At 69.1% G+C, this 25,265-nt stretch carries 24 protein-coding genes; 6 read left to right on the top strand and 18 right to left on the bottom strand.

All coding sequences use genetic code 11. From position 1 onward, the window contains the following. Positions 1 to 56 precede the first annotated feature (56 nt). From ASG63_RS22950 to ASG63_RS22885, 15 genes are all read right to left on the bottom strand, one after another. The gene (locus ASG63_RS22950) at positions 57 to 260 is read right to left on the bottom strand and encodes a hypothetical protein (RefSeq protein ID WP_056222440.1); all 204 of its coding nucleotides are present in this window, start codon (positions 258 to 260) and stop codon (positions 57 to 59) included. A 3-nt stretch (positions 261 to 263) separates the two neighbouring features. Continuing rightward, positions 264 to 1,979 carry a potassium-transporting ATPase subunit KdpA gene (kdpA, locus tag ASG63_RS22945; RefSeq protein ID WP_056222437.1) on the bottom strand — a complete coding sequence of 572 codons (1,716 nt, stop codon included), beginning with the start codon at positions 1,977 to 1,979 and terminating at the stop codon, positions 264 to 266. 35 nt (positions 1,980 to 2,014) lie between these two features. After that, positions 2,015 to 2,104 carry a K(+)-transporting ATPase subunit F gene (locus ASG63_RS22940; protein WP_036267122.1) on the bottom strand — a complete coding sequence of 30 codons (90 nt, stop codon included), beginning with the start codon at positions 2,102 to 2,104 and terminating at the stop codon, positions 2,015 to 2,017. A 25-nt stretch (positions 2,105 to 2,129) separates the two neighbouring features. After that, a complete protein-coding gene (locus ASG63_RS26920; protein WP_274534757.1) occupies positions 2,130 to 2,255 on the bottom strand; it encodes a hypothetical protein in 126 nt (41 codons plus the stop codon). Between the two features lie 259 nt (positions 2,256 to 2,514). Continuing rightward, entirely contained in the window at positions 2,515 to 3,792 is a 1,278-nt protein-coding gene (locus ASG63_RS22935; protein WP_056222434.1) for an amidohydrolase family protein, read from the bottom strand. A 362-nt stretch (positions 3,793 to 4,154) separates the two neighbouring features. After that, positions 4,155 to 4,826 (bottom strand): metallophosphoesterase family protein, encoded by a 672-nt coding sequence (locus ASG63_RS22930; protein WP_056222431.1) that lies wholly within the window; start codon positions 4,824 to 4,826, stop codon positions 4,155 to 4,157. Between the two features lie 139 nt (positions 4,827 to 4,965). Further along, a complete protein-coding gene (locus ASG63_RS22925) occupies positions 4,966 to 5,928 on the bottom strand; it encodes a type II secretion system F family protein (protein WP_056222428.1) in 963 nt (320 codons plus the stop codon). 65 nt (positions 5,929 to 5,993) lie between these two features. Further along, entirely contained in the window at positions 5,994 to 6,962 is a 969-nt protein-coding gene (locus ASG63_RS22920; RefSeq protein ID WP_056222425.1) for a type II secretion system F family protein, read from the bottom strand. Continuing rightward, entirely contained in the window at positions 6,959 to 8,413 is a 1,455-nt protein-coding gene (locus ASG63_RS22915; protein ID WP_056222422.1) for a CpaF family protein, read from the bottom strand. The genes ASG63_RS22920 and ASG63_RS22915 overlap by 4 nt, the downstream gene beginning before the upstream one ends. A 45-nt stretch (positions 8,414 to 8,458) precedes the next feature. Further along, positions 8,459 to 9,703 carry an AAA family ATPase gene (locus ASG63_RS22910; RefSeq protein WP_056222418.1) on the bottom strand — a complete coding sequence of 415 codons (1,245 nt, stop codon included), beginning with the start codon at positions 9,701 to 9,703 and terminating at the stop codon, positions 8,459 to 8,461. Positions 9,704 to 9,789: 86 nt separating this feature from the next. Next, on the bottom strand, positions 9,790 to 10,524 hold the full coding sequence (locus ASG63_RS22905; protein ID WP_056222411.1) for a CpaD family pilus assembly protein: 735 nt from the start codon (positions 10,522 to 10,524) through the stop codon (positions 9,790 to 9,792). Between the two features lie 61 nt (positions 10,525 to 10,585). Continuing rightward, positions 10,586 to 12,076 (bottom strand): type II and III secretion system protein family protein, encoded by a 1,491-nt coding sequence (locus tag ASG63_RS22900; protein WP_056222409.1) that lies wholly within the window; start codon positions 12,074 to 12,076, stop codon positions 10,586 to 10,588. Positions 12,077 to 12,110: 34 nt separating this feature from the next. Beyond that, complete coding sequence (gene cpaB, locus ASG63_RS22895) at positions 12,111 to 12,908, bottom strand: Flp pilus assembly protein CpaB (protein ID WP_056222406.1); 798 nt, start codon at positions 12,906 to 12,908, stop codon at positions 12,111 to 12,113. Between the two features lie 123 nt (positions 12,909 to 13,031). Next, positions 13,032 to 13,538 carry an A24 family peptidase gene (locus ASG63_RS22890; RefSeq protein WP_056222401.1) on the bottom strand — a complete coding sequence of 169 codons (507 nt, stop codon included), beginning with the start codon at positions 13,536 to 13,538 and terminating at the stop codon, positions 13,032 to 13,034. Between the two features lie 304 nt (positions 13,539 to 13,842). Beyond that, positions 13,843 to 14,013, bottom strand: a complete 171-nt coding sequence (locus ASG63_RS22885) for a Flp family type IVb pilin (RefSeq protein WP_056222398.1) — start codon at positions 14,011 to 14,013, stop codon at positions 13,843 to 13,845. Positions 14,014 to 14,426: 413 nt separating this feature from the next. Here ASG63_RS22885 and ASG63_RS22880 point away from each other — a divergent pair, with 413 nt between their 5' ends. Further along, positions 14,427 to 14,939 (top strand): pilus assembly protein N-terminal domain-containing protein, encoded by a 513-nt coding sequence (locus tag ASG63_RS22880; RefSeq protein ID WP_082501303.1) that lies wholly within the window; start codon positions 14,427 to 14,429, stop codon positions 14,937 to 14,939. Between the two features lie 42 nt (positions 14,940 to 14,981). Here ASG63_RS22880 and ASG63_RS22875 read toward each other — a convergent pair whose 3' ends face one another. Both ASG63_RS22875 and ASG63_RS22870 read right to left on the bottom strand, forming a co-directional pair. Further along, the gene (locus ASG63_RS22875; protein WP_082559482.1) at positions 14,982 to 15,437 is read right to left on the bottom strand and encodes a response regulator; all 456 of its coding nucleotides are present in this window, start codon (positions 15,435 to 15,437) and stop codon (positions 14,982 to 14,984) included. After that, positions 15,434 to 16,585, bottom strand: a complete 1,152-nt coding sequence (locus ASG63_RS22870; protein ID WP_056222390.1) for a PAS domain-containing protein — start codon at positions 16,583 to 16,585, stop codon at positions 15,434 to 15,436. The genes ASG63_RS22875 and ASG63_RS22870 overlap by 4 nt, the downstream gene beginning before the upstream one ends. Positions 16,586 to 16,903: 318 nt before the next feature. Between ASG63_RS22870 and ASG63_RS22865 the strand changes: the two genes are divergently transcribed. Both ASG63_RS22865 and ASG63_RS22860 read left to right on the top strand, forming a co-directional pair. Further along, complete coding sequence (locus ASG63_RS22865) at positions 16,904 to 18,361, top strand: AmpG family muropeptide MFS transporter (RefSeq protein WP_056222386.1); 1,458 nt, start codon at positions 16,904 to 16,906, stop codon at positions 18,359 to 18,361. A 10-nt stretch (positions 18,362 to 18,371) separates the two neighbouring features. Continuing rightward, the gene (locus ASG63_RS22860) at positions 18,372 to 19,319 is read left to right on the top strand and encodes an EcsC family protein (protein WP_056222382.1); all 948 of its coding nucleotides are present in this window, start codon (positions 18,372 to 18,374) and stop codon (positions 19,317 to 19,319) included. A gap of 30 nt (positions 19,320 to 19,349) precedes the next feature. Here the strand turns inward: ASG63_RS22860 and ASG63_RS22855 are convergent, their stop codons facing one another. Further along, positions 19,350 to 20,732, bottom strand: a complete 1,383-nt coding sequence (locus ASG63_RS22855) for a leucyl aminopeptidase family protein (protein WP_056222379.1) — start codon at positions 20,730 to 20,732, stop codon at positions 19,350 to 19,352. Positions 20,733 to 20,862: 130 nt separating this feature from the next. Between ASG63_RS22855 and ASG63_RS22850 the strand changes: the two genes are divergently transcribed. From ASG63_RS22850 to purH, 3 genes are all read left to right on the top strand, one after another. Then, entirely contained in the window at positions 20,863 to 21,717 is an 855-nt protein-coding gene (locus ASG63_RS22850; RefSeq protein ID WP_056222376.1) for a CDC27 family protein, read from the top strand. A gap of 129 nt (positions 21,718 to 21,846) precedes the next feature. After that, positions 21,847 to 23,583: a heparinase II/III family protein gene (locus ASG63_RS22845; RefSeq protein WP_056222371.1), complete on the top strand. Its 1,737-nt coding sequence runs from the start codon at positions 21,847 to 21,849 to the stop codon at positions 23,581 to 23,583. A 78-nt stretch (positions 23,584 to 23,661) separates the two neighbouring features. Beyond that, positions 23,662 to 25,260: a bifunctional phosphoribosylaminoimidazolecarboxamide formyltransferase/IMP cyclohydrolase gene (gene purH / locus ASG63_RS22840; protein WP_056222360.1), complete on the top strand. Its 1,599-nt coding sequence runs from the start codon at positions 23,662 to 23,664 to the stop codon at positions 25,258 to 25,260. The last annotated feature ends 5 nt before the right edge of the window (positions 25,261 to 25,265 follow it).

The raw sequence follows: 25,265 nt of genomic DNA, 5'->3' as shown, positions 1-25,265 counted from the left end.
GGGGTCCACGAAGGGGCGCGGGACGGCCGGGCGCGACGCGCCGGGTCCGTGGCTGGTCAGGGTGCGAGGGCACGGCGCGTGAACTCGGCGGCGAGCACCAGGGCGAGGGCGCCCAGGAGGGTGACACCGAGCACCGCCAGGATCAGGTCCGAGAGCCGGGGCGGCCGGGCCCCGGGAATCGGGTGAGGCTGGCGGGTACCGGATCGGAGCCCGTGAAGGTGGTGGCGCCGGACCCGGCGCGGTGGAAGGGCGGGGCGCACCGCTCAGCCGCCCGTCGCGAAGCTCAGGCCTGCGGTGCCCGCCAGATGCTCGACGATCGGGCCGAGAGCCAGGGACGGGAAGAACGTCAGGCCGCCGACGATCAGGATCACGCCGACCAGCATGCCGATGAACAGCCCGCCATGGGTCGGCAGGGTTCCGGCGGAAGCCGGCACGGTCTTCTTGGCGGCGAGTGCGCCTGCGATGGCGAGGGCGGGGATGATTACGAAGAACCGCCCCACCAGCATGCCGATCGCCAGCGTCGTGTTGTAGAACGGCGTGTTGCCGCTGAGGCCGCCGAAGGCCGAGCCGTTGTTGGCCGCGGCGGACGTGAAGGCGTAGAGGATCTCCGAGAATCCGTGCGGCCCGGCATTGGCGGGGCCGGCGAGGCCGGCGGCCACCACGGTGGCGAGGCCGGTGAATCCCAGCATCATCAGAGGCAGGCACAGGATGGCGAGCATGGCCATCTTCACCTCCCGCGCCTCGATCTTCTTGCCGAGATACTCGGGGGTCCGGCCGACCATGAGCCCGGCGACGAAGATCGCCACGATGACGAAGACGAGCATGCCGTAGAGACCGGCGCCGACGCCGCCGACAATGATCTCGCCGAGCTGCATGTTGATCATCGGGATCAGGCCGCCGAGGGCGGTGAAGCTGTCGTGCATCGCGTTGACCGCGCCGCAGGAGGCGGCGGTGGTCACCACCGCGAACAGTGCCGAGGCGACGATGCCGAAGCGCAGCTCCTTGCCCTCCATGTTGCCGCCCGCGAGCCCGAGCCCATTCAGCACGGAGCTGCCCGCGGCCTCGCTGGCGTACGTGACGAGGACGCCGGCGAGAAACAGCACGCCCATGGCGCCGAGAATCGCCCAACCCTGCCGCTCGTCGCCGACCATGCGGCCGAAGACGTTGGTCATGGCCGCGCCGAGGACGAAGATCGAGACGATCTGGATGAAGTTGGACAGCGCGGTCGGGTTCTCGAAGGGATGAGCCGCGTTGGCGTTGAAGAACCCCCCGCCGTTGGTGCCGAGCATCTTGATCGCGACTTGGCTCGCCACGGGCCCGATTGCGATCGACTGGGTGGCGCCTTCGAGCGTCGTGGCCTCGATGGAGGCGCCCAGGGTCTGGGGGATGCCCTGTGAGACCAGGAACAGGGTGTAGACCACGCAGATCGGCAGCAGCACGTAGAGGGTGCAGCGGGTCAGATCGACCCAGAACGAGCCAACCGTCCGGGCCGAAGCTCGCGCGAAGCCCCGAACGAGAGCGACCGCGAGGGCAATGCCGGTGGCGGCCGAGAGGAAGTTCTGGTGGGTCAGCCCGAGCATCTGCGACAGGTAGGAGAGGGTGCTCTCGCCGCCGTAGTTCTGCCAGTTGGTATTCGTCACGAAGCTCGCCGCGGTGTTGAAGGCGAGATCCGGCGCCACGGCCCCTTGTCCGGCCGGGTTCAGAGGCAGGACGTCCTGCAGGCGGAGGAGCCCGTAGAGCATGGCAAAGCCGAGGGCGTGGAACGTCAGCATGGCGAGCCCGTAGCTGAGCCAGCTCTGCTCGCCCCGTGCGTCGATGCCGGCCAGGCGATAGAGTCCGGTCTCGACGGGCAGGAGAACGGGCGAGAGAAGGGTACGCTCGCCTCGGAACACGCGGGTCATGTACCCGCCGAGCGGCCTGACGAGCGCCAGCACGATCGCGCAGAACAGCGCGACCTGAATCCAGCCGTTGATGGTCATGGAGGTGGTCCTTGGGAATTCGTCCGGAGGGCGTGTCAGAACCGCTCGGGGCGCACGAGGGCATAGGTGAGGTAGCCGAGCAGTCCCAGGGTCACGAGGGCGCCGAGGGTGAGGTCGAGGGTCATGAGGGGGATGCTCCCGTCAGCGCGCTCAGAGGCGTTCGCACAGCAGGGCGTACCCGGCGGCGAGACCGAAGAAGGCGAGTCCTGTGGCCAGGAAGGCGATGTCGAGCATGAGGGGTCCGATCCTGTGCGGCGGATCGGCCCGGGTCGTCACGACCGATCACGCTCGCCCGGAGCATGGACGAGAACCGCATTAGGGTTCGAGTGAGCGCGCCGCGCGATTTTATAAGGATGGCATGAGGATCGGAGCGCGCGGCGTCGGCGGCTCGAACCCTCACGAACGGGTCGCTGCCGAGCCGCTGGTATACACGAGGGTCGTCGTCGAGGTCGCGCCGAAAACCCGTCCCCGTCGGCGGCGTTTCATATCCCGCGCCGCTCCCGCGCGGGATGAACAGAAGAATGGCCGGTCGGCCTCACCGAACGGAGAAGGGCAGCTGATACGGGCGTCCGAAGGGGACGCCGTTGTTCACGGTCTGGACGGGCGAGAGGAAGCCCGTTCCGTCGCGGCGGTTGTTGCGGGTGTCGACCATGGAGAGCGGCCGCTCGACCCATTGCATCACCGAGACGTCGCCCGGCGCACCGACCTGCAGCGTCCCGAGCTTCGCGTCCCGGTCGATCACCCGGGCGGGTGCCGCGGTCGCCATCGCGATGACCTGTTCCAGGCTGAAGCCCAGGGGCAGGAACTTGCTCATCACCAGGGGCAGGAACGGCATGCCCGGCGTATTGCCGGAGACGACGTGCAGATCCGACGAGATCGTATCGGGCGGAGCTCCCTGCGCGATGGCCGCCTCCGCCACGGTGAAATCGAAGGAACCGCCACCGTGGCCGATGTCGAACACGACGCCGCGCTGCTTGGCGGCCAGGGCCGCCGGGAGGAGCTTGCCATCCTGGACGATGTTGGTGAACTGCCCAGCCATGTTGGGCGCGCCCGAATAGCAGTGCGTGAGGATGTCGCCCGGCCGCAGCAGGTCGAGGATGCGGCTCATCAGGTCGGCAGTCTCGACGCCGCCGATATGCGCCATCACCTTGGCGGGTCGTCCCGACAGCTCACAGGCCTGGATCGCCCGGCGCAGGGGCTCGGCGCCATGCTTGAAGATGACGTTCTCCGACATTCGCACCTTGGCGCCGAGGACGAAGTCCGGGTTCTCCGCGATGGCCAGCGCGCAGGCGTCCACCTGGGCGTTGTCGATGGTGTAGAGTTCCGCGACGGGGAAGGCCGACAGTCCGTGATTGGCGATGTGGACGAAGGCGAACATCCGCGTCCGGGTCTGCGCGGCGATGTGCCGGCGCAGGGCGGCGATGGTGTTGGCGCCCGCGTCTCCGGCGGAGACCACCGTCGTCACCCCGGAGAACGGGACCGTCTCATCGGCCGGGATGCCGATCGCCGAGCCATAGGGAAAGGTGTGGGCGTGGAGGTCGACGAGGCCGGGCAGCACGAGCTTGCCGGAGGCGTCGATCGTCTGCTTGGCCCGATCCGTCGGCAGATCCGCCGCGAGGGCGGCGATCCGTCCGTGACGGATACCGATGTCGCGCTTTCCGCGCAGGGACTGGCTCGGATCGATCACCTCGCCACCCCGTATCACGAGGTCGAAAGGACCGCCCGGGTCCGGTTCCGCCGAGGCCCCGGTCGTGGCCACGAGGCTCGTCGCGGTGGCCCCAGCGAGCCACGCCCGGCGGGTCAGCGCGTCCATGTGGTCGCTCCGTGGAGGCGGGGGCAGGGCTGGGGACGCGGAGGGCGGGACCGCCGATGCCGGTCCTGTGGGGCGGGCGGCGCTTGGCACCACGACATCGCTTCTGATCCCTGACCGCGGCGCTCGTTGATTGGCTCCGACGCTCAGGATGCTAGAGGCTGACGGGCACGGTCGGCAATGCTTTTCGAAGATGGGCGTGCGTCGACGGCGGGAAATGGGTGGGGCGAGGTTCGTCCCCTGGACGACGGGCACGCGTTCCGCAGACACCGCATCCCAATGACGGGTCCCTGAGGCACGAGCCGCCGCACGAGGACTTCGGCAACTCTTTGGACCGGTCCGATCCACAAACAAATTGCATCAAACTAACCGTCGCGATCGACCTGCAGAACGTCGATCGGCGGCCCCTGCGTCTCATCGAATACGCCGGCCGTAAGGCACCGGCCGTAGACGCAACCCGTGTCGAGGTTGGTGCGGTAGGGTTGCCGGTCGGGCATCCCCTCCAGTTGCGGCGTGTGTCCGTGAACCACGTGCTTCCCGAAGTCGAAGGCCGTGCCGAGAAACGGCTCTCGGATCCAGAGGCGGTTCCACATATCGGGATCGACGCCGGTTCGCCCGGGGCGAAAGCCGGCATGGACGAAGTAGTGCGCGGCGTCCTCATGGACGGTGGGCAGGTATGAGAGCCAGGTCAGCACGTCGGGCGGAAACGCTTCCGGGCCGGTAATCCCAAAGGAGCGGAGGGTCTGCCGGCCGCCGTTGCTCAGCCAGGTGGAGGCTCCGTGCGGGTCGCGATAGGCCTCCAGCATCATCTGCTCGTGGTTGCCCATCAGGCAGGTGAGGGCACTCGGTGCGTCGCGCTGAAGGTGCCTGAGAATCTCGATCACCCGGGCGCTCTCGGGACCCCGATCTACGTAGTCGCCCAGGCAGACGATGCGGGCCGGACGCCCGGCCCGGTGCAGGTTGATCTGCTCCAACAGACGGAGCAACGCATCGGCGCAGCCGTGAATATCGCCGATCGCGTAGGTGAGGACGTTCATGCGAAGTCCGGTGACAGCGTTGGGAGCATCCCCGTCGCATGGCAGGAAACGGATGCGCTGAACATCCTTGCGTTGGGCCGGCTCCGGAGCCAACGCCGCGTTCAAGGGTCACGGGCCACGTGAATGTGAAGGCTGGGTCCTAACGGAAGATCTGGATCATCGCCGGAGTCAGGATGACGACGAAGAGTACCGGAAGGAAGAACAGGATCATCGGCACCGTCAGCTTCGGCGGCAGGGCGGCGGCCTTCTTCTCCGCCTCGTTCATCCGCATGTCGCGGCTTTCCTGGGACAGTACGCGCAAGGCCTGGCCGACGGGCGTTCCGTAGCGCTCGGCCTGGATCAGTGCCGTCGTCACCGCCTTGATCTGATCGAGACCGATGCGGTTGGCGAGGTTTTCAAAGGCGATGCGCCGATCCGGCAGGTAGGAGAGCTCGGCGGTCAGGACCGCGAGTTCCTCGGCGAGCACGATGGATTGCCCGACCACCTCGGTGCTGACGCGCCGGAACGCGTGTTCGACGGACATGCCGGACTCGACGCAGATCAGCGTGAGGTCGAGGGCATCCGGCCAGGCGGCCCGGATCTCGGTCTGCCGCTTGCTGGCGCGGTTGTGGAGGTACAACTCCGGGGCCTTGATGCCGAACAGGAGCACGCCGATGACGATCATCGTGCGGATGGCAAACGGCTGATCGAGGACACCGAGCACGAAGAGGTAGAAGATCGCGACCAGAGCCAGAACGATCGGCGTCACCAGGCGGAAGAACAGGAATCCCGTCTCGGCCCCCGGCGACCGATAGCCCGCCATCATCAGCTGCTTGCGGGCGGTCTCCGTCCCGAGCCAACGGCTGAGGTTGAACTGCTCCACCACCCGTTTCATGTAGGCCTTGGGGGCGACCCGGAGCGTCGCCTTGGAGCTCATGCGCTCGCGTTCGCGGCGCCGGATCTCCTCCCGCTCCTCGCCGATCAGCTTCATGCGCTTCCCGAGGCGGTCGGGCTCCAGCATCGGCTGGAGCAGCGCGAAGGCGGTCGCAGCCGCCGCGATGGCGGCGAGGGCGGTGCCGAGGAAGCGCGGCTCGGTGACCTTGGCGGCAATGAGATCCAGCATGCGGTGTCTCCGTACGATCCGACCGGACGAGGATTCGAACTTGATACCGGGTAGGCATCGACGAATCAGACGTCGAAGCTGATCATCTTCTTCATCGTGAAGACCCCGAGCGACATCCAGATCGCGGAACACACGAGGGCAAGTTTCCCGATATCGGTCCGCCAGAGCAGGGAGATGTAATCCGGGCTCGACAGGTAGGTCAGGAGGGCGACGATGAAGGGAAGCGCCGCGATGATGCCGCCGGACGCCTTCGCCTCCATGCTCATCGCCTGGATCTTCCCGGCCATCTTCTTGCGTTCGCGCAGAACCCGGGACAGGTTGGCGAGGGCCTCGGACAGATTGCCGCCGGACTTCGCCTGGATGCTGATCACGATGGCGAAGAAGTTGACGTCCGACACGGGCACGCGCTCGTGCATCTTCATCAGGGCTTCGCCGAGGGACAGGCCGAGAGTCTGGGACTCGACCACCTGACGAAACTCGCTGCGGATCGGCTCCTCGGCCTCCCGCGAGATGATCCGGAAGCAGTCACCCACCGGGATACCCGCACGCACACCACGGGTGATGATGTCGATCGCCGTCGGCAATTCGTTGATGAACGCCTTGATCCGCCGCTTGCGCAGATACGTGATGAGCCAGAGAGGCAGCCCGAAGCCGCCGGCGAAGACCGCGCCCAACCCCGCGAGGGGATTGCCGGTCGCGATCAGGATCACCAGGCCGAACACCACCGCCATCACTGCCGCGACGGCGAAATATTGCTTGCGCGACCAGGACAGGCCGGCGCGGGCCAGCTTCAGCTCCAGCGTGACCTTGGTGCCTTCGCGCTTCGCCTCGACGTCCTTGAGGCTCTTGGCGACCTGCTCGCGGCGATTGACGGTCGCGACCCGGTTTCCCGGCGCCGTCACGACGCTGACGGTGCGACGGCGTTCGGCGGACCGCTTCTCTCCCGAGAGGTAGGGAAAGACGAAGACGTAGGCGAGCCCCCCGGCCGTGAGCGCGAGGAGACCGGAGGCGAGGGCCAGGCCGCTGGCGTTCACAGCCCACTCCCGCCGGCGCTGGCCGCATCGAGGGCCGCCGCGAGCGCTTCGTCCTCGCCGTAATAGCGCGCGCGCTCCCAGAACCGGGGGCGGCCAATACCCGTGGATCGATGGCGCCCGATGAGCTTGCCGTTCGCGTCCTCGCCGAGCACGTCGTACAGGAAGAGATCCTGGGTGATGATGACGTCGCCCTCGAGTCCCATCACCTCGGTGATGTGGGTGATCCGGCGCGACCCGTCGCGCAGGCGGGTGGCCTGCACGATGACGTCGATGGAGCCGCAGATCATTTCGCGCAGCGTCCGCGACGGCAGACTGAAACCGCCCATGGTGATCATCGACTCGATACGGGCCAAGGCTTCGCGCGGGGAGTTCGCGTGGAGCGTCCCCATCGAGCCGTCGTGACCGGTGTTCATGGCCTGCAGGAGATCGAAAGCCTCCGGGCCGCGGACCTCGCCGACGATGATCCGCTCGGGCCGCATGCGGAGGCAGTTCTTGACGAGGTCGCGCATGGTGACCTGCCCGGACCCCTCCATATTGGGAGGCCGGGTTTCGAGGCGCACCACGTGCGCCTGCTGGAGCTGCAGTTCCGCCGCGTCCTCGCAGGTGATGATGCGCTCGTCGGCGTCGATGTAGCGGGTCAGGCAGTTCAGCAGCGTGGTCTTGCCGGATCCGGTGCCTCCCGAGATGACCACGTTGCAGCGCACGCGGCCGATGATCTGCAGGATGCGGGCGCCTTCCGGCGAGATCGCTCCGAAGGTCACCAACTGGTCGAGGGTCAGCTTGTCCTTCTTGAACTTGCGGATCGTCAGCACGGGCCCGTCGATGGCCAGCGGGGGCGCGATGATGTTGACGCGCGACCCGTCCGGAAGACGGGCGTCGCAGATCGGCGAGGCTTCGTCGACCCGCCGGCCGACCTGGCTCACGATCCGCTGGCAGATGTTCATCAGTTGCTGATTGTCGCGGAAGCGGACGTTGGTCAGCTGGATCTTGCCGCCGACTTCGATGAAGGCGCGGCTGGCGCCGTTCACCATGATGTCGGCGATGTCGTCGCGGGCCAGCAGCGGCTCCAGCGGGCCGTAGCCGAGCACGTCGTTGCAGATGTCGTCGAGCAGCTCTTCCTGCTCGGCGATCGACAGGACGATGTTCTTAAGGCCGATGATTTCCGAAACGATGTCGCGGATTTCCTCGCGCGCCGATTCCGCGTCGAGACGCGAAAGCTGGGACAGATCGATTGCCTCGATCAATGCCCCGAAGATCATGCTCTTGGTGCGGAAGTAGTCCTCGGACTTGGCCGACTCCGTGACGGGCGCGGGCTCGGGCCGGCGGGGCGCCTCCGCGCGGGGGCGCAGGGCGGAATCGTCGTGGACCGGCAGCGAAACTTCCGGCTTGTCGACCACGGCCGCCGGACGCGGCGCCTGCACCGCTGCGCTGCCGGATCGTCTACCGAACATGGTGCAGCCTCCTGGCGATCAGGTCACGGGGAGCAGGCCGGAGCATCACGACGCCTTGCGACGGGCGAGCTTGGAGAGCAGCGGCTCGAACAGGTTCGGGCGCGCCCGGCGCAGTTCGGCGCGGCCGGTGATCGAGGCGGCGAGCGACGAATAGATCTCGGCCGCCTTCGCGTTGGCCTGCACCTCGCCGATCATCTGCCCGTTGTTGGCGGCGGTCCCAAACAGCGCGGCATCGAAGGGAATCGCGGCCGTGATCGTGGTGTCGAGGGACTTGGCGAACTCGGCCGCGGCGATCTCGGGACGCTTGGGCACCCCGACGCCGTTGAGGATGATGCGGGGCTTGCGATCATTCGGGCGGTTCTGCTGCAGAAGCGTCAGAAGATTCTTCGTGTTGCGCAGGGCGGCGAGCTCGGGACTCGCGACGATCAGGATCTCGTCCGCGCTGATCATGAGCCGTCGCGACCAGGCGGTCCACTGGTGCGGCACGTCGAGGACGACGCATGGCACGGCGGCCCGCAACAGGTCGAGCAGATGGTCGAAGGCCGGCTCGGCGAGATCGGTGGTGCGGTCCAGGGTGGCGGGGGCCGCGAGCAGGGAGAGATTGTCGCTGCACTTCGACAGGAGCCGGTCGAGGAGATTCGAATCCAGGCGATCCGGCGCGAACACAGCCTCCGCGATGCCCTGGGGCGGATCCTGATTGAAGTTCAGGCTCGCGGTCCCGAAGGCGATATCGAGGTCGGCGATGACCGTCGCGGTGTCCTGCTCCCGGCCGATCGTCCAGGCCAGGTTGTGCGCGAGGGTGGAGACGCCGACCCCCCCCTTCGCGCCGACGACGGCGACGGTGCGGCCGACCGGCTTGGCGCCCGGCGCCGTGAACAGATCCGAAATCGCCTGGATGAGATCGATCGGGCGCACCGGCGCCATCAGGTACTCGCTGACGCCTCGCTGGATGAACTGCCGGTAGAGCGCGACGTCGTTGACATGCCCGATGACGACGACCTTCGTTCCCTCGTCGCAGACCTCGGCCAGCGAATCGAGGCATTCGAGCGGGCGCGACTTCGCCCCCTGGGTCTCGATGACGATGACGTTCGGCGTGGGCGCATGCCGATACGCTTCGACCGCCGCCGCGCCGCCGCCCATCTGAACCTTGATGTGCGCCTTCTGCAGGCGCCGGTCCGCGCCGGCCGACTCGATCAGCGCCGCGCTCTCCTGCGTCTCGCAGAACGCCTGAATCGTGATCCGCGGCACGGGAGCGATGATGCGCTCGGACGTCTCGTTCAGATCCGTCATGGAGGGAATTCCGGTTCAGGTTGCCGCCGATGCGGGAGCGAAGATGGGGCACGTCGCGGGCGAGACGGTGCGCCCGCCCGACGCGGTTATTGGGAGACCTGCGCCTTGATCGAGGTCTTCCCATCCTGACGCCATTCGATTGACGGATCCTTGCCGTCGCGGATCTTGCCGATGTCGTTCGTCCGCCGGATCGTATCGATCCGACCTTCCGGGCGGGCGCGGACGAGATCGACGGGATCCGCGATCTGCGCGGCGACGTTCGACTGCGTCGCGCAGCCGAAGTTCCAGTAGGCCTCGTTGCGACCGCTGAAGGCCGGATCTCCGACGCCCAGATCCTGGGGCCAGGTTCCGCACTGGCTCCCGCCGCTGGCCTCCATGCGCTGGAAGCTGAGCCGGAGGGGCGCCGCAAGGTTCGGATTGGCCACCGCATAACGGGCGACCACCACCTGGCGGTCGGAGACGCCGCCGTTCAGGCTCATCCGATGCAGGGCCGCGGCCGTCCGTTCCACCGCGGCCGCCGTCCGGGGCGTGCCGCCGGCGGGAACGTCGAGGGCCAGCGTCCCGCGCCCGTAGCGCCGGAATTCCAGCAGGAACGCGTCGACGTCGGCGGCCTGGCGCGGATCGAGATGGCCCGTGCCCGTGACGAACACGTCGAGGGTGCGCACGCCCTCGGCGAGGGCGAGGGGATGCCGCGCGCGGTAGTCGGCCGGATAGAGCGAGCCGGTGGTCACGACGGGATCGGCTCGGCAGGCCCCGAGCAGGGCGGCGACGCCGGCCACGGCCACGAGGGCCAGGGGGGTGCGGAGGGGAGAGGTGGACATCGGGGGAGGGTCCTGCAGAAGCCGGGGCCGGAGCGCCTGGATCGGTCGGGAGAGCGCCGGACTAATCGGTGATGAAGCCGACGCGGCCGCGATAGGCGCTGCCGAGGGGACTGGCGCCGGCGACGCCGTAGAGGCGGTTGAAGCGCCCGAGCAGGATGGCCTGCGCATCCTGCGCATCGACGAAACCGTCATCCGGGCGGGAGACCTGGCGCGGCTCCATCGGCTTGGCGATGTAGGGCGTGACCATGATCATCAGCTCGGTTTCCTGCCGCTGATAATCGCGCGAGCGGAAGAGCGCGCCGATGATCGGCAGGTTGATCAGGCCGGGCAAGCCGGTGATCGCCGCCTTGTTGCGCTGCTGGATCAGGCCGGCGGTCATCATCGTCGCGCCGGAGGCGAGCTCGATCGTGGTCTCCGACTTGCGGACGGTGAAGCCCGGCACGGCCGTGGTGGTGCCGGTGAAGTTCAGGTTCAGGGCGTTCTGCTGGTCGATCTCGGTGACCTGGGTGCCCACGCGCACCGAGATCTTGTTCTCCGCCAGCACCACAGGCGTGAAGTTGAGGCTGACGCCGTAATCCTTGTAGCTGACGCTCGGAACGCAGGTTTGGATCGTGCTGGTGCCGACGGAGGTACAGCTCAGGTTCGACGGGACCGGGATCTGCCCGCCGGCCGTGAAGGTCGCGGATTCGCCGGAGATCGCCGTCAGGGTCGGCTCGGCCAGAACACGGGAGACGCCGGCCTGCTCGAAGGCCCGCAGGGTGGCCGTGAGGTTCGCTCCGCCCGGCCCGTTGATCGTTCCGGACAGGAGGTTGCCGGTGGGGAACGAGCCGCCGTTCAGGGCGAGCGGCGCCGTGTTGACGAGGTTCAGGCCGGACCAGCCGCCGCTGAGATTGACGCCGAACTGCTTCAGGACCGTGCGCGACACCTCCACCACGGTGACGCGCAGCATGACCTGATCCTTGCCGCGGATCGTCAGGTTGTTGATGACGGCGCCGCGCGCCGCGGCGCCGGCGGCCGAGATCCCCACGAAGGCATTGGCGATGTCGAGGGCCTGGGCCGCCTCGGACGCCGAGTTGACGGTCCCGGTCAGCACGACCGAATCCCCGGCGGCGCGCACGTCGAAGCGTCCCCCGGCGATGCTCTGGTTCAGGGTCTGGCGCAGCACGTTGAGGTCGCGCGCCACCGTGACGTCGAGGGCCGTGATCTGCCGGCCCTCGGCATCCATGATGAAGATCGACGTGGCCCCGTTCTCCATGCCGATGATGAACACCTTCCGGGTCGAGCGGACGACCGCGTTGGCGACCTTCGGGTTGGCGACGAAGACCTCCTTGGCGTCGCGCGGCAGATCGATCACCAAGGAGCGTCCCATGGTGAGATCGATCCGGCGCGAGGTCGCCGCCTCGTTGGTCCCGACCGCGAGGATCGGCGCCGCTGTCAGTCCGCCGGAGGGCTGGCCGTAGCTCGGATTGACCATCGCGCTGGGCAGGAGGCCGGCGAGGAGGCAAGCCAGCAGCGGGGTGCGGCGCGCCGCCGGCCAGGGGGAGAGGGTCATCGACGTGTCCTCAGTCATGGTGCGTGTGCTTCCCTCAGCGTCGCGATTGCTGCTTCGCGACGCCGAACCGCACCACGGTCAGGGCCGTCTCCGGACGACCCTCGAGAATGGGCTCGCCCGCGCGCCCGCTATCCACGAGGCTCCGCAGGGAGAGCGAGAGTTGCCCGACTTTCTGGGCGAGCGTGACGGTCTCGGCCTGGGCCGGCGTCAGGGCCAACGTCGCCGTCTGGCCGGTGGCGACGGTGTTGCCGTTCTTCTCCTGGAGGATCTGCCCGATCGCCAGGACGCGCACGTCCTGGAGCAACGTCTCCGAGACCTGCACCTCCGCGCTCCCGCGCGAGGATTCCTCGTCCCGATAGGTCCGAAGCACGTCCACGTGGTCGTTGGGGAGGATGAAGCCGCCTGCCGTGCTGCTGCCGATCGCGTCGATGGTGATGGCGACGGCGCGCATGCCGGCGGGCAGGATCGCGGCCATGAAGCCGCCGTCGGAGCGGGCGAGCTTCTGCGGCCGGATCGGTTCACCGGCGAGGAAACTCGACCGGGCGATCGACCCGACGATCTCCTCCATGCCGCGGGGCGAATTGGTGCGGGTGATGTAGCCGCTGGTGACGGCATCGTTGGGCCAGGGCTGCCAACGCAGGTCCGGTGCCTGGATGTTCTGGCCCATCGGCAATTCGGCGGCGGCGACGAGCACGTCCGTCATCGGCACGACGGGAGGCGGAACGATGGCGGCCGGCTGCACGACCGGCCTGTCCTCCCCGCTGATCAACAACGCCGCGCCACCACCTGCCACGAGGGCTATGGCAAGGACGGCCAGTCTGGCTGGTTTCATCGCCGAACTCGAACTTGCGACGGCACATCGCCGTGTCGGTTCAGAGTGGCCTGGCATTCCTCAAATTACGGTTAACAAGGAGTAATCGGTTCGACGCATTGCCGAACCGAGGAGCAATGCCGTTCAGACCGCGATCAGGCGAAGCCAGATGGCCGTGTCGGGCAGCACGAGGAGCGCCGAGAGGGCGAGGGCGATGCCGTAGGGCACGCCGGTCTTCGCATCGTGCAGGTGAAGCACGAAGGGAAGGCGGGCGATCGTGGGCGGGAGCGGCTGCTGGCGCAACGCGAGGAGCGTCAGGGTCAGTGCGCCGCCGGCGAGCGAGGCGATGAGGAGGTAGCCGGCCAGCTGGTCGAAGCCGATCCACAGGGCCGTCGCGGCCGCGAGCTTCGCGTCGCCGCCACCGATGAAGCCGAAGGCGAAGAGCGTGAAGGTCACGACGAGGGTCGCGGCGCCGGCGCCGAGGTGCCCGGCGAGATCGTCCCAGCCCAGGCCGGTGGCGACGGCGAAGACCGCGAAGCCGACGACCAGTGCCACCGAGACGGTGTTGGGGATCAGCATCGTCAGGAGGTCCCTGACGGCGGCGTAGGCCATGAGAAACGGAAACACGACGAGGAGGCTGACGCTGGCCATGTCGTTTTCGGTCCTGTCTCTTGCGGGCGCAACATTTCGCGGGCGCGGGTCTCTCGCGGGCGGGAGGCCCTGGGGAACCCCGGCCTTGCCCCATGATCCCGGACCGGGATTAAGAGTCCGTGCCGCGAAACCCGAAAGGGCGCACGCCACGCGCGCGAACGATCCCGCAGATCCGAAACGGAGCGAGGAGCATCGCGGACATCCCGCAATACTCCTCGAAACCGGCAAAATCGGAAGATCTACAGCGAACCGCTCGGCCACCGGGGCCGTAGCCGCGAGACCGTCCCGGGTGCGCGGACCGCGATTACGAGCTCTTGAGGTTGTTCGCCACGGTGGTGAGGGTCGCACGCAGGTTCGTGCCGACCGTTGTCAGAACGGTGACGACGGCGACGGCGATCAGAGACGCGATCAGGCCGTACTCGATCGCGGTCGCGCCGGACTCGTCGGCCACGAAACGCTTGAACATGGTGGTCATGGCAAAACTCCCCTGGAAAGGCATGTGCCGTTCACGCTGTAGGCGTCTCAATCGGCGACAGGTGGAGTGTGCCCCGGCGCCGTTGCCATTGGGTTAAATCGGTCGCCGAAACCCGGGCGGAGGAAACCGCTTCGTGATGTGGTGAAGGGTTGGTTAAAAGCCGCACGCCGCCCTCGGCAGCGGAGCTGGGGGCTCGATCCGAGACTTTTGGTGATCGCACGCGTCGACTTCACGCCACCCGCATTCACGGGCGGTTCCGACGGGGGTCTCTCATCACAAGTCGGACAACGCGATTATCGGTTCGTTTACCGTACTGGTGTCTCTTGGTCGTCGAGCTTCGGCCGGTGGGTGCGTCCCGATGCACCGAGATCAATCACGATCTGCGTCGTGCCGTGCGGTCCAGTGAGCGTCCGATGCACTCCCCAACCAATCCGTCCCACATCCCTCTCCGGATCCTGACGGCGCTTCTCCTGGCCGGGTACGCCGTCTTCGGATGCGGGTCGGTGCGCGCTCAGGCACCGGACGCGCCGCCGACCATCGTGGCGGTCACGGTCGACAACGCCAAGGTCATGCGCCTGCCCGAGAAGACCCAGACCGTCATCGTCGGCAATCCGATGATCGCCGACGTTGCCCTCCAGCGTAACGGCATCCTGATCCTGACCGGGAAGAGCTTTGGCAGCACCAACCTGATCGCCCTCGACGCCGCGGGCCACATGCTGGCGGAATCCACGATCAGCGTGCAGGCACCGCAGGCGGCCGTCATCACGGTTCAGCGCGGTCTCGAGCGCGAATCCTATTCGTGCACGCCGAATTGCCAGCCCTCGATCCAGCTCGGCGATGCGAACAAGTTCTATGGAGAAGTCAGCAGTCAGGCCGAGAACCGCCGCGCCTTGGCTACCGCTGGCGCCGGACCCACGAATCGCTAGCCCGTTCGCGCGCCGGGAGCCGCGAAGGCCGCTCCCCGGACCTCAACGGACCGGTGTATGCCGCTCGCCGGTCTCGGGCGCCGAGGCCAGGCGAAACCCGTCCAGCCCCTCGACCGTGGCCGCGAGGCCCGCGCGCCGGTCGGCGACGTAGCGCAGCGCGCCGGCGACCACCCGCTCGGAATAGGGTTTCGCGATGACCCCGACCGCGCCGGCGAAATCGTCGGGGATGCGCTTGGCGTTCGCGGTCATGAACACGACCGTGGTGTGAGGATCGGCGCTGAGGGCGCGGGCCACCTCGACGCCGGTGGGGCCGTCGATCAGGTGGATGTCCACGAACGCCACGTCGGGGGAGGTCGCCTGCCCCAGGGCGATCGCTTCCGCCGAATTCCCCGCGACGCCGACCGTGATGTGGCCGAGGTCATCGAGCAGGCATTCCAGTTCGAGGGCGATCAGGACCTCATCCTCGACCACGAGGATCCGCAGGGGCGTCTCGGTCATGGGGAAGCCCATTCGGGCCCCGGCGCCCGATCCGTGATGGGACTCTGGAGGGAGATCGCGTCGAGGGGAACGAGGATCTCGACGCGGGTTCCCGGCGCGACGTCGCTCCAGGCGATCACCCCGCGAAGCTGCCGCACCACCATCTCCACCAGGGAGCGACCGAAGCCGGCCGGATTCGGCGTGCCACCGGCCAAACCGACGCCGTCGTCCTCGATCAGCATGCGCAGGCCGTCGTCGCTGCGCTGCGCGCTGATCGTGATGCGCCCGGGCCGGCTGTCCGGGAATGCGTGCCGGACGGCGTTGGTCGCCAGTTCGTGCAACATCAGCGCCAGGGGCGCCGCCATCGCGGCCGATACGGCGATCGAGTCGATCTCCGCGCTGACGGCCGTCCGGTCCGTGTCGAGCCCCGCCACCAGCTCCGAGACGAAGTCGTCGGCGAACTCGCGCAGGTCGAACCGCGTGACGTCGCCGGTGGAGTAGAGCATCCGGTGCACCGTCGAGAGGGCGCCGATGCGCTCCGCCATGCCCTGCAGGGCATCCTTGGCCTCTCCGCGCGGGGTGCGCCGCGCCTTGAGAAGCATCAGCGAGGAGATGACTTGGAGGTTGTTCTTGACCCGATGGTCGACCTCGTGGAGGAGCGCGGTCTTCTGCTCGAGGGCGGCGCGAAGGTGGGCGGTCTGCTCCCCGACCCGTCGTTCGAGCTCGTCGTGCGCGTCCTTCATCGCGACTTCGGTCCGGTACTTGCCGGTCATGTCGGCCTGCGCCGAATAGAAATGCACGATCTGCCCCGTCTCATCGCGCACCGGGGCGACCGTCATGCCGTTCCAGAACGAGGTCCCGTCCTTCCGGTAATTGACCAGCTCGATCTCGATGGGTCGCCCCGCGATCACCGCGTCGCGCAACCGACGCACGGCCCGCGGATCGGTCTCGGGTCCCTGCAGCATGCGGCAGTTCCGACCCGAGATCTCCTCCCAGGCGTAGCCGGTCAGGCTCAGGAAGGCCTCGTTCGCCCAGACGATCGGGTTGTCGTGCTGGCGCGGGTCGGTGAGGACCATGGGCGTCGGACTCGCGGTGAACGCCGCCACGAATGCGCCTGCGCTGATGCCGAGGCCGTGTGCTCCGGTGGCCGGCGTTTCCCTATGCGTCATGATCGGCTTCAGCCAAGACGAGACACCCGAAATGTTGACCTGAACGTTGGCCCGTCGCCGGTCCACTCGGGCGCGACCACAGACTTGAACTGCCGGGAAACCCCGCCGTCAACACCTGGATCGAGGAACCTCTTGGAGGCGATCGGGCCGCTAACAGGAAGATGCGAGACCTCGCGTTAAGATTTCGGAAGGCATGCTGCCGATGGTAAGCGATGCGCCACGGCACGCGGGCCCGGCGACAGCCCCGTGCCGGGGCGGCGCGGAGGCCTGCTATGGTCTGCGGGCATCAAGCCTTTCGGCCCCCAGGAGTTCCATGCCATGGCCCAAAGCGACGCGCTGGAGATCCCGAGCCGCCGCCTCCGACTGAGGGACATCGTCGAGGATCCCCGGATCCTCCTGATGCTCGCCCTGGGCTTCTCGTCGGGATTGCCGCTGCTGCTGGTCCTCGGGACCTTCTCGACGCGCCTCGCCTACTCGGACGTCGACATCAAATCGATCGGCCTGTTCAGCTATCTGGCGCTCCCCTACAGCCTGAAGTTCTTCTGGGCCCCGATCATCGACCGGTTCGACGTGCCGGTGCTGAGCCGGGCGCTGGGCCGCCGCCGGGCCTGGATGATCGCGACCCAGTGCACGGTCGCCCTGTCGCTGAGCCTCATGGCCTTCGCCGATCCCGGCACCAGCCTGGCGCTTCTCGGCCTCGGTGCGTTCCTCGTCGCCTTCTGCGCCGCGACGCAGGACGTGGTCATCGACGGCTGGCGCATCGACGCCGCCGGCACGGACCTGCAGGGGGTGATGGCCGCCACCTCGAACCTCGGCTACCGCCTCGCCCTGATGTCGGCCGGCGCCGGAGCCCTCTTCATCGCCAGCGCCTATGGCTGGAACGTCGCCTACCTGTCGATGGCGGCCCTGATGGCCGTCGGCATGGTGGCCGCGCTGCTCGCTCCGGCCTATGACCGCGCGATCACCGACGCGACGCCGGCCGCCCCGGCGAGGACCTGGACCTTCCGGGGCGCGGTGCTGGAGCCCCTCACCGAACTGCACACGCGGCTCGGCGCCCGCCTCTGGGCGATCCTGCTCCTCGTCGCCCTCTATCGCCTGCCGGACTTCATCTCCGGCGTGATGGCGAGCCCCCTCTACCGGGAGGTGGGGTTCAGCCTCGTGGAGATCGGAGCCGTCTCGAAGCTCTACGGCATCTGGGTGGGTATCGCGGGCGCCTTCGTGGGCGGCTGGGCCATGACGCGCTTCGGCCTGTTCCCCACTCTCGTGGTCGGCGCCTTCCTGGGTGCGGCCTCGAACCTCGCTTTCTCATGGCTGTCCTTCGGCGGACCGGAGGTCTGGCGTCTCACGGCGACGATCTCGATCGACAACTTCTGCGGCTCCTTCGCCGGGATGGCCCTGATCGCCTACATGTCGAGCCTGACCGCGCCGGGCTTCGCGGCGACGCAGTACGCACTCTTCTCCTCGCTCTATGCGCTGCCGGGCAAGCTCGTGGCCGGAACCTCCGGCTTCGTTGTGGCGGCCTACGGATATCCGGTCTTCTTCGCCTTCACGGCGGCGGTCGGCATCCCGGTGGTCGTCCTCTGCCTGCTGGTCGGGCGGGCGGGCGGGCGAAAGGTGTCCGCCGCCGAAGCGACCGCGACGGACCCGGTCCGCCCCGAAGCGGCCGCGGGCGACGAGATCGGCGGGAACCATCCGCGGGGCCCCGGCCTTGCTTCCACCGGCCAGGACCACCCTGGCGCAGGCCGGCCCGCGAAACCCCACCCGGCACACGGATGAGACAGCAGACGTGAGCAACATCAAACTCGTCGACGACACCACCACCGCCCCGGCCGTGAGCCCCGGCATTCCCGGCCTGAGCGAGGCCGATCGCGCGGCTTTGCGGCGCGCCGTCGAGGCGCTGGAGAAGCCCGGCCTCGCGGCGCGGCTCTCGGCCGTGGCCGGCGCGCCCCTGGACATGATCGGACGGGCCCTGCCGGCGCCGGTCACCGACGCGGTGTCGCAGGCGACGGAGAGCGCCATGCGTGCCTCGCTCAAGGTCGCCCTGGCGACGCTGCCGGAGGGGCGCGCGATCGCGGTTCCGGCCGATCCGCTTCTCGCCGGTCCGGCCGACACGGATTCCGCGACGGTCCGCACGACCACGCGCCTGGCGAAGTACCTGCCCTCCAGCGCCTTCGGCCACAAGGCGATGGCCGCCGTCTCCGGTGCCCTCGGGGGCGCCTTCGGCCTCGCGACGCTCGCGATCGAACTGCCGGTCTCCACCACCCTGATGCTGCGCTCGATCGCGCAGATCGCCCGGGAGGAGGGCGAGGACCTCAGCGATCCCGAGAATGCCCTGGCCTGCGTGCAGGTTTTCGCCCTGGGCGGACGCGAGGCGGCGGGCAGCGCGCTCACCGAGAGCGGCTACTTCGCCGTGCGCGCGGCCCTGGCCAAGACGATGGTCGAGGCGGCGCGCTATGCCGGCAACCGCGCCCTCCTCGACGAGGCCGCGCCGGCCCTGATCCGCTTCTCGACGCAGATCGCGGCCCGCTTCGGCCTGGTCGTCTCCCAGAAGGTGGCGGCGCAGGCCGTCCCCATCCTGGGAGCCGTCGGTGGGGCGGCGGTGAACGCCGCCTTCATGGACCACTTCCAGTCCACCGCCCGGGCGCATTTTACCGTGCGGCGGCTGGAGCGGCTCTACGGGGCGGAGCCGGTCCGGGCCGCCTACGAATCCGAGAAGGCGATGCTCGGCCTCTGAAGCCACGCGCCCGGGCGGGCCTCCTCGCAATCAGGCTTTCGGATAGCGGCGCGCGAGGAGGTCGTGGACGAGGCGCGCGGTCTGCACCTCGCCCCCCTCCGGCCGACCGGGTTTGGTGGACGGGTTCCAGCCATACAGGTCGAAATGGACGTGCGCCCGGGTGCCGGGGGCGAAGCGGCGCAGGAACAGGGCCGCCGTGATCGCCCCGGCGAAGGGGCCGCCGGAGACGTTGTTCAGGTCGGCGACCTTCGAATCGAGCAGGCGCGCATAGGGCTTGTGCAGGGGCAGGCGCCAGACCGGATCCGCGACGGCGATCCCGGCCTCGGACACCGCCGCGGCCAGCGCCTCGTCCTCGGTGAAGAAGGCCGGAAGGTCGGGTCCGAGCGCGACCCGTGCCGCCCCCGTCAGGGTGGCGAAGTCGAGGAGCAGGTCCGGTGCGTCGGCATCCGCCAGGGCGAGGGCGTCGGCGAGGATCAGCCGCCCCTCGGCATCGGTGTTGCCGATCTCGACGGTGAGCCCGGCCCGGCTGCGGATCACGTCGCCCGGACGGAAGGCGCTGCCCGAGATGGCGTTCTCCACGGCCGGCACGATCAGGCGCAGGCGCAGGTGCAGCCCCGAGCCCATGACCATGTCGGCGACCGCCAGGGCGGCGGCGGCGCCACCCATGTCCTTCTTCATCAGAAGCATGCCGCTGGACGGTTTGATGTCGAGTCCGCCGGTGTCGAAGGCGACGCCCTTGCCGACCAGGGTCACGCGGGGCGCGTCCGTCGGTCCCCAGGCGAGGTCGATGAGGCGCGGGGCCCGCGGCGAAGCCGCCCCGACGGTGTGGACGAGGGGAAACGCCGCGGCGAGGTCTTCCCCGGTCACGACCGAGACGGTGGCGCCGTGGCGCTCGGCGACCGCGCGCACCGCGGCCTCGATCTCGGCCGGACCGAGATCGTTCGCCGGCGTGTTCACGAGGTCCCGGCCCCGCGCCACGGCCTCGGCGATGCGGGTGACGGCCGCACCGTCGACACCGTCCGGCACGACGAGGGCCGGGCGCTCGGAGCCGGCCTCGCGGTAGCGTGCGAAGCGATAGCTCCCGAGGAGCCAGGCGAGGGAAGCGGCGCCGGCATCGAACCCGTCCGCGGGAACGAGGCGATAGGTGCCGGGCGGCAGGGCGCCGGGGAGCTTGCCGGCGATCAGCGGATCGCTGCGATCGCCCAGGCCGAACAGGATCTGCCCCAGCCGACCGTCGGCCGCCGGGAGGAGGGCGATCCGCCCGGCCTTCGGCACGAACTCGGTCGCGCGGGCATAGGCCGCCTGCGGGGCCGGCAGCGCCGCCTCGACTTGCGGCCAGCTCTCTGGAGTGACGCCGAGGATCGGGATCGCGTCGCCCGGATCGGCAACGAGGCGGGACAGAGTCTGGATCATGGCGCTCGCGAGGGCAGGGGCGGGAGATTAACGGCGGGTTAGGGTTAACGCTCTATCACCGGGGCAACGGGAGCGCGAAGCGCTCGCCGGAGCAAATGCTAGGCCCCTGCGGGCCGTCGTGGAGCGCGTCATGGTCCGGCCGCTGGTCAACTTCTCCCGGGTGCGCCCGATGCCCGTCCTGGCGGCAGCGCTCGTGGCGGCCCTCACCGCCGGTTGCCAGTCCCGGTCGCCGGAAACGACCGGCTCCATCGGGGGGATCTCCCTTCCGGGTTTCGGCCGCTCCCCGAGCCCCGCCGTCATCAGCCGACGGGAGGTCGAGGCCCTCGGCGAGAAGTACGCCGCCGACTCGAACGACCTGTCGCTGGCCCTGCGCTACGCCCAAGCCCTGCGCGCCACGAACCAGAAGACGCAGGCCGTCGCGGTCCTGCAGCAGGCGGCCCTGCGCAACCCGAAGAACAACACCGTCCTGGCTGCCTACGGCAAGAGCCTGTCCGAGGTCGGCCGGTTCCAGGAAGCGGCCGACGTCCTTCAGAACGCCCACACGCCGGCGCGTCCCGACTGGCGCGTCCTCTCCGCCCAGGGCGCGGTGGCGGACCAGCTCAACGACCACACCCGGGCCCAGGGCTTCTACGAGGCGGCGCTGAAGATCCAGCCGGACGATCCCGTCATCCTGTCGAACCTCGGACTCTCCTACGCCCTCGGCCGCCAGCTGCCGCAGGCCGAGGCGACCCTGCGGCGGGCCGCCGAACAGCCCCGCGCCGACGCACGGGTACGCCAGAACCTCGCCCTGGTGCTCGGGCTGCAGGGCAAGTTCGCCGAGGCGGACGCCGTCTCTCGCCAGGATCTCTCGCCCGAGGAAGCGGCGGCCAACACCGCGGCGCTGCGGGCCTTCGTGGCGCAGCCAAACAGCTGGAAGGCGCTGAAGGCCGCGGATGCCCGCAGCGCCCGGCCGATGCGCCCGGTCGCCTCTGGCCCGGCGGAATGAGGCCGTCTGCCCCCGATGGGGCGGGTGACTTGAGGTTAACCGCAGGTTAAGGCCCACGGCCTAGTTACAAGATGGACAGGACGCGGAGCGACGCCAGCCCGCGGCTGTGCCCCCTGAAGAGGAGAGCGCGTGCGTTGGGGGACTGATCGCTGGCGCTTCTATCGGCTGATCGGACGCGAAGTCGCGCGCTCGGTGCGCGACACCTATGCCCGGGTCACCGGCCGACCCGATATTCTGGCCCGCGCCCGCGTCACAGCGCTCGTCATCGCACCGCACGACCTACGCACCAGCGACGCGACCTTCGCCGACGACATCTATGCCGGCCTGTTCGTCTTCGCCGGGCGCTCCCTGTCTGTGAGCGGTCGCTCGCCCTTCGACTACGCACCGCCCTCTCCGGAATGGGCCGACATCCTCTACGGCTTCGGCTGGCTGCGCCACCTGCGCGCGGCGGATACGGCCCTGGCCCGCGCCAATGCCCGCGCCTTCGTGGCCGATTTCATCGCCGGCCGGGGCGACGCGGCCCTCGCCCGGCCGACGCCGGTCGCCGCCCGCCGGCTGATCTCCTTCCTGTGCCAGTCGCCGCTCGTCCTGGAGGGGGCCGACCACGCCTTCTACCAGGCTTTCCTAAAGGCCCTCGGCAAAACGGCCCGCGACCTCGAGAGCGACCTGCGCCGGAGCATCTCCCCGCAAAACCGCCTGCTGGCGGCGGTGGCGCTCTGCTACGCGGGCCTGTGCTGCGACGGCATCCAGGCGATCCTGCGCCGCTCGACCCGCATCCTGGTGCGGGAACTCGAGCGACAGATCCTGCGCGACGGCGGCCATCGCAGCCGCGATCCGCGCTTCGCCATGGAACTGCTCCTCGACCTGCTGCCCCTACGCCAGAGCTTCCTGTCGCGCAGCATCGACCCGCCGGAAGCGCTCCTGCACGCCATCGACCGCATGCTGCCGCTCCTGCGCCTGCTCCGGCACCCCGATGCGTCGCTGAGCCACTTCAACGGCATGGGCGCCACGGCGGCCGACCACCTGGCCACCCTGCTGGTCTACGACGGCGCCCTGGCCCAACCGATGATGCACGCGCCGAATTCCGGCTACGAGCGCCTGGAGGGCGGGCGGGTCCTCGTCGTCGCCGATGTCGGCGCGCCGCCGCCGCTGCCCGATTCCATCAACGCCGGGGCAGGGTGCCTGTCCTTCGAGATGTCGAGCGGCCCCCAGCGCATCGTCGTCAATTGCGGCCTGCCCGCGAGCGGACCCGAGTTGCGCCGTCTCGCCCGCAGCACCGCCGCCCATTCCACCGCGACGGTCGGCGACACCTCGTCCTGCCGCTTCCTCGTCGGGGGGGGAGCCTGGTACGAGCGCTGGGCCGTGACCTGGCTCTCGCACCGGATCGGACCCGTGATCCTGCGCGGCCCGCGCGACGTGAAGTCCGAGCGGACGACGGAGGAGGGCGCCACCATCCTGGCGGCGCGCCACGACGGCTATGCGGGCGATCTCGGCATCGTCCACGAACGACGCTGGCGCCTGGCGAGCAACGGCAACGTCCTCGAAGGCGAGGACGCCTTCCTGCGTCCGCCGGCCGGCAAGCGGGGCAAGGCCCGGCATCGGCCGCAGGAGGTGGCGGTGCGCTTCCACCTCCATCCGGCGATCGCCGCACGCGGTCTCGACGACGGCCGCCTCGAACTGACCTCGCCGATCGGCGAAATCTGGCATTTCGGTGCCGAGGGCGTGCCCGTGGCCCTGGAGGAGAGCGTCTACTTCGCGGGGATCACCGGCGCCCGGCGCACCGACCAGATCGTCCTCTACCTGCCGGTCGCGGACGACACCCGCATCCGTTGGGGCTTCGCCCGGGTTCCGGCGCGCCAGGGCTGAGGGGACGACTGGCCGCAGCGCACAATTTCATGGTAGGCGCCGCTCAGTTTCTCGTCGCTTGCCTCCGGACGCAACGCCATGTCGCATGACCAGGTGCGGGTCACCCGCGCACTCCTCTCCGTCTCGGACAAGGACGGCCTCGTCGCGTTCGCCACCGCCCTCGACCGCCTCGGCATCGCGCTCGTGTCCACGGGCGGGACGCACAAGGCTCTGCGCGAGGCCGGACTCCCGGTCACCGAGGTCGCCGACCTGACCGGCTTTCCCGAGATGATGGACGGGCGGGTGAAGACCCTGCATCCCGGCGTCCACGGGGGCCTGCTGGCGGTGCGCGACAACCCCGAGCATCAGGCCGCCCTGGCGGCGCACGGGATCCGCGCCATCGATCTCCTGGTGGTCAACCTCTACCCGTTCGAGGCGACCGTGGCGAAGGGCGCCGCCTACGACGACTGCGTCGAGAACATCGACATCGGCGGCCCGGCAATGATCCGCGCCGCCTCGAAGAACCACGCCGACGTCGCGGTCGTGGTGGACGTCGCGGACTACGCCGATCTCCTCGCCGAGCTGGAGGCGAATGCCGGCAGCCTGCACGCGCAGACCCGCCGCCGCCTCGCCCAGAAGGCCTACGCCCGCACGGCGACCTACGATGCGGCCATCGCCAACTGGCTCGCCGGCCAAATCGAAAGCGCGGCGACGCCCACCTATCGGGCTTTCGGCGGCAGCCTCGCCCAGCCCCTGCGCTACGGTGAGAATCCCCACCAGAGCGCGGCCTTCTACCGGTCTCCCGGCCTGCCGCGCCCGGGCGTCGCCACGGCGCGCCAGCTCCAGGGGAAGGACCTGTCCTACAACAACCTCAACGACACCGACGCGGCCTACGAATGCGTGGCCGAGTTCGACCCGGCGCGCTCGGCGGCGGTGGCGATCATCAAGCATGCCAATCCCTGCGGCGTGGCCGAGGGCGCGAGCCTCGTCGAAGCCTACGAGCGTGCCCTCAGCTGCGATCCGACATCCGCCTTCGGCGGCATCGTCGCCCTGAACCGCCCCCTGGATGCCGAGGCCGCGCGCCGGATCGTCGAGATCTTCACCGAAGTGATCATCGCACCGGACGCCTCCGCCGAGGCGATCGCGATCGTCGCGGGCAAGAAGAACCTGCGCCTCCTCCTGGCCGACGGCCTGCCCGATCCGCGCGGGGCCGGCGAGACCGTGAAGACCCTCGCGGGCGGCCTCCTGGTCCAGGCCCGCGACGCCGCGGTGGTCGACGACATGCCGCTGACGGTCGTCACGCAGCGCGCGCCGTCGGAGCGCGAATACGCCGACCTGCGCTTCGCCTACCGGGTCGCGAAGCACGTCAAGTCGAACGCCATCGTGTATGCGCGCGACGGCGCGACGGTCGGCATCGGAGCCGGACAGATGTCGCGGGTGGATTCCGCGCGCATCGCCGCCTGGAAGGCCGCCGAGGGCGCCAAGCGCCTCGGCGCGACCGAGAGCCTGGCCAAGGGCTCAGTGGTCGCGTCCGACGCCTTCTTCCCCTTCGCCGATGGGCTGATCGCGGCAGCGGAAGCCGGCGCCACGGCGGTGATCCAGCCGGGCGGCTCGATGCGCGACGCCGACGTGATCAAGGCCGCCGACGCGGCGGGTCTCGCCATGGTGTTCACCGGCCACCGCCATTTCCGGCACTGACGCCT

It is taken from the genome of Methylobacterium sp. Leaf94, from assembly GCF_001426045.1.
Classification (GTDB): Bacteria; Pseudomonadota; Alphaproteobacteria; order Rhizobiales; family Beijerinckiaceae; genus Methylobacterium.
Note: the sequence above shows the minus strand (reverse complement) of the source record. Positions and strands in the feature narration are given on the sequence as shown.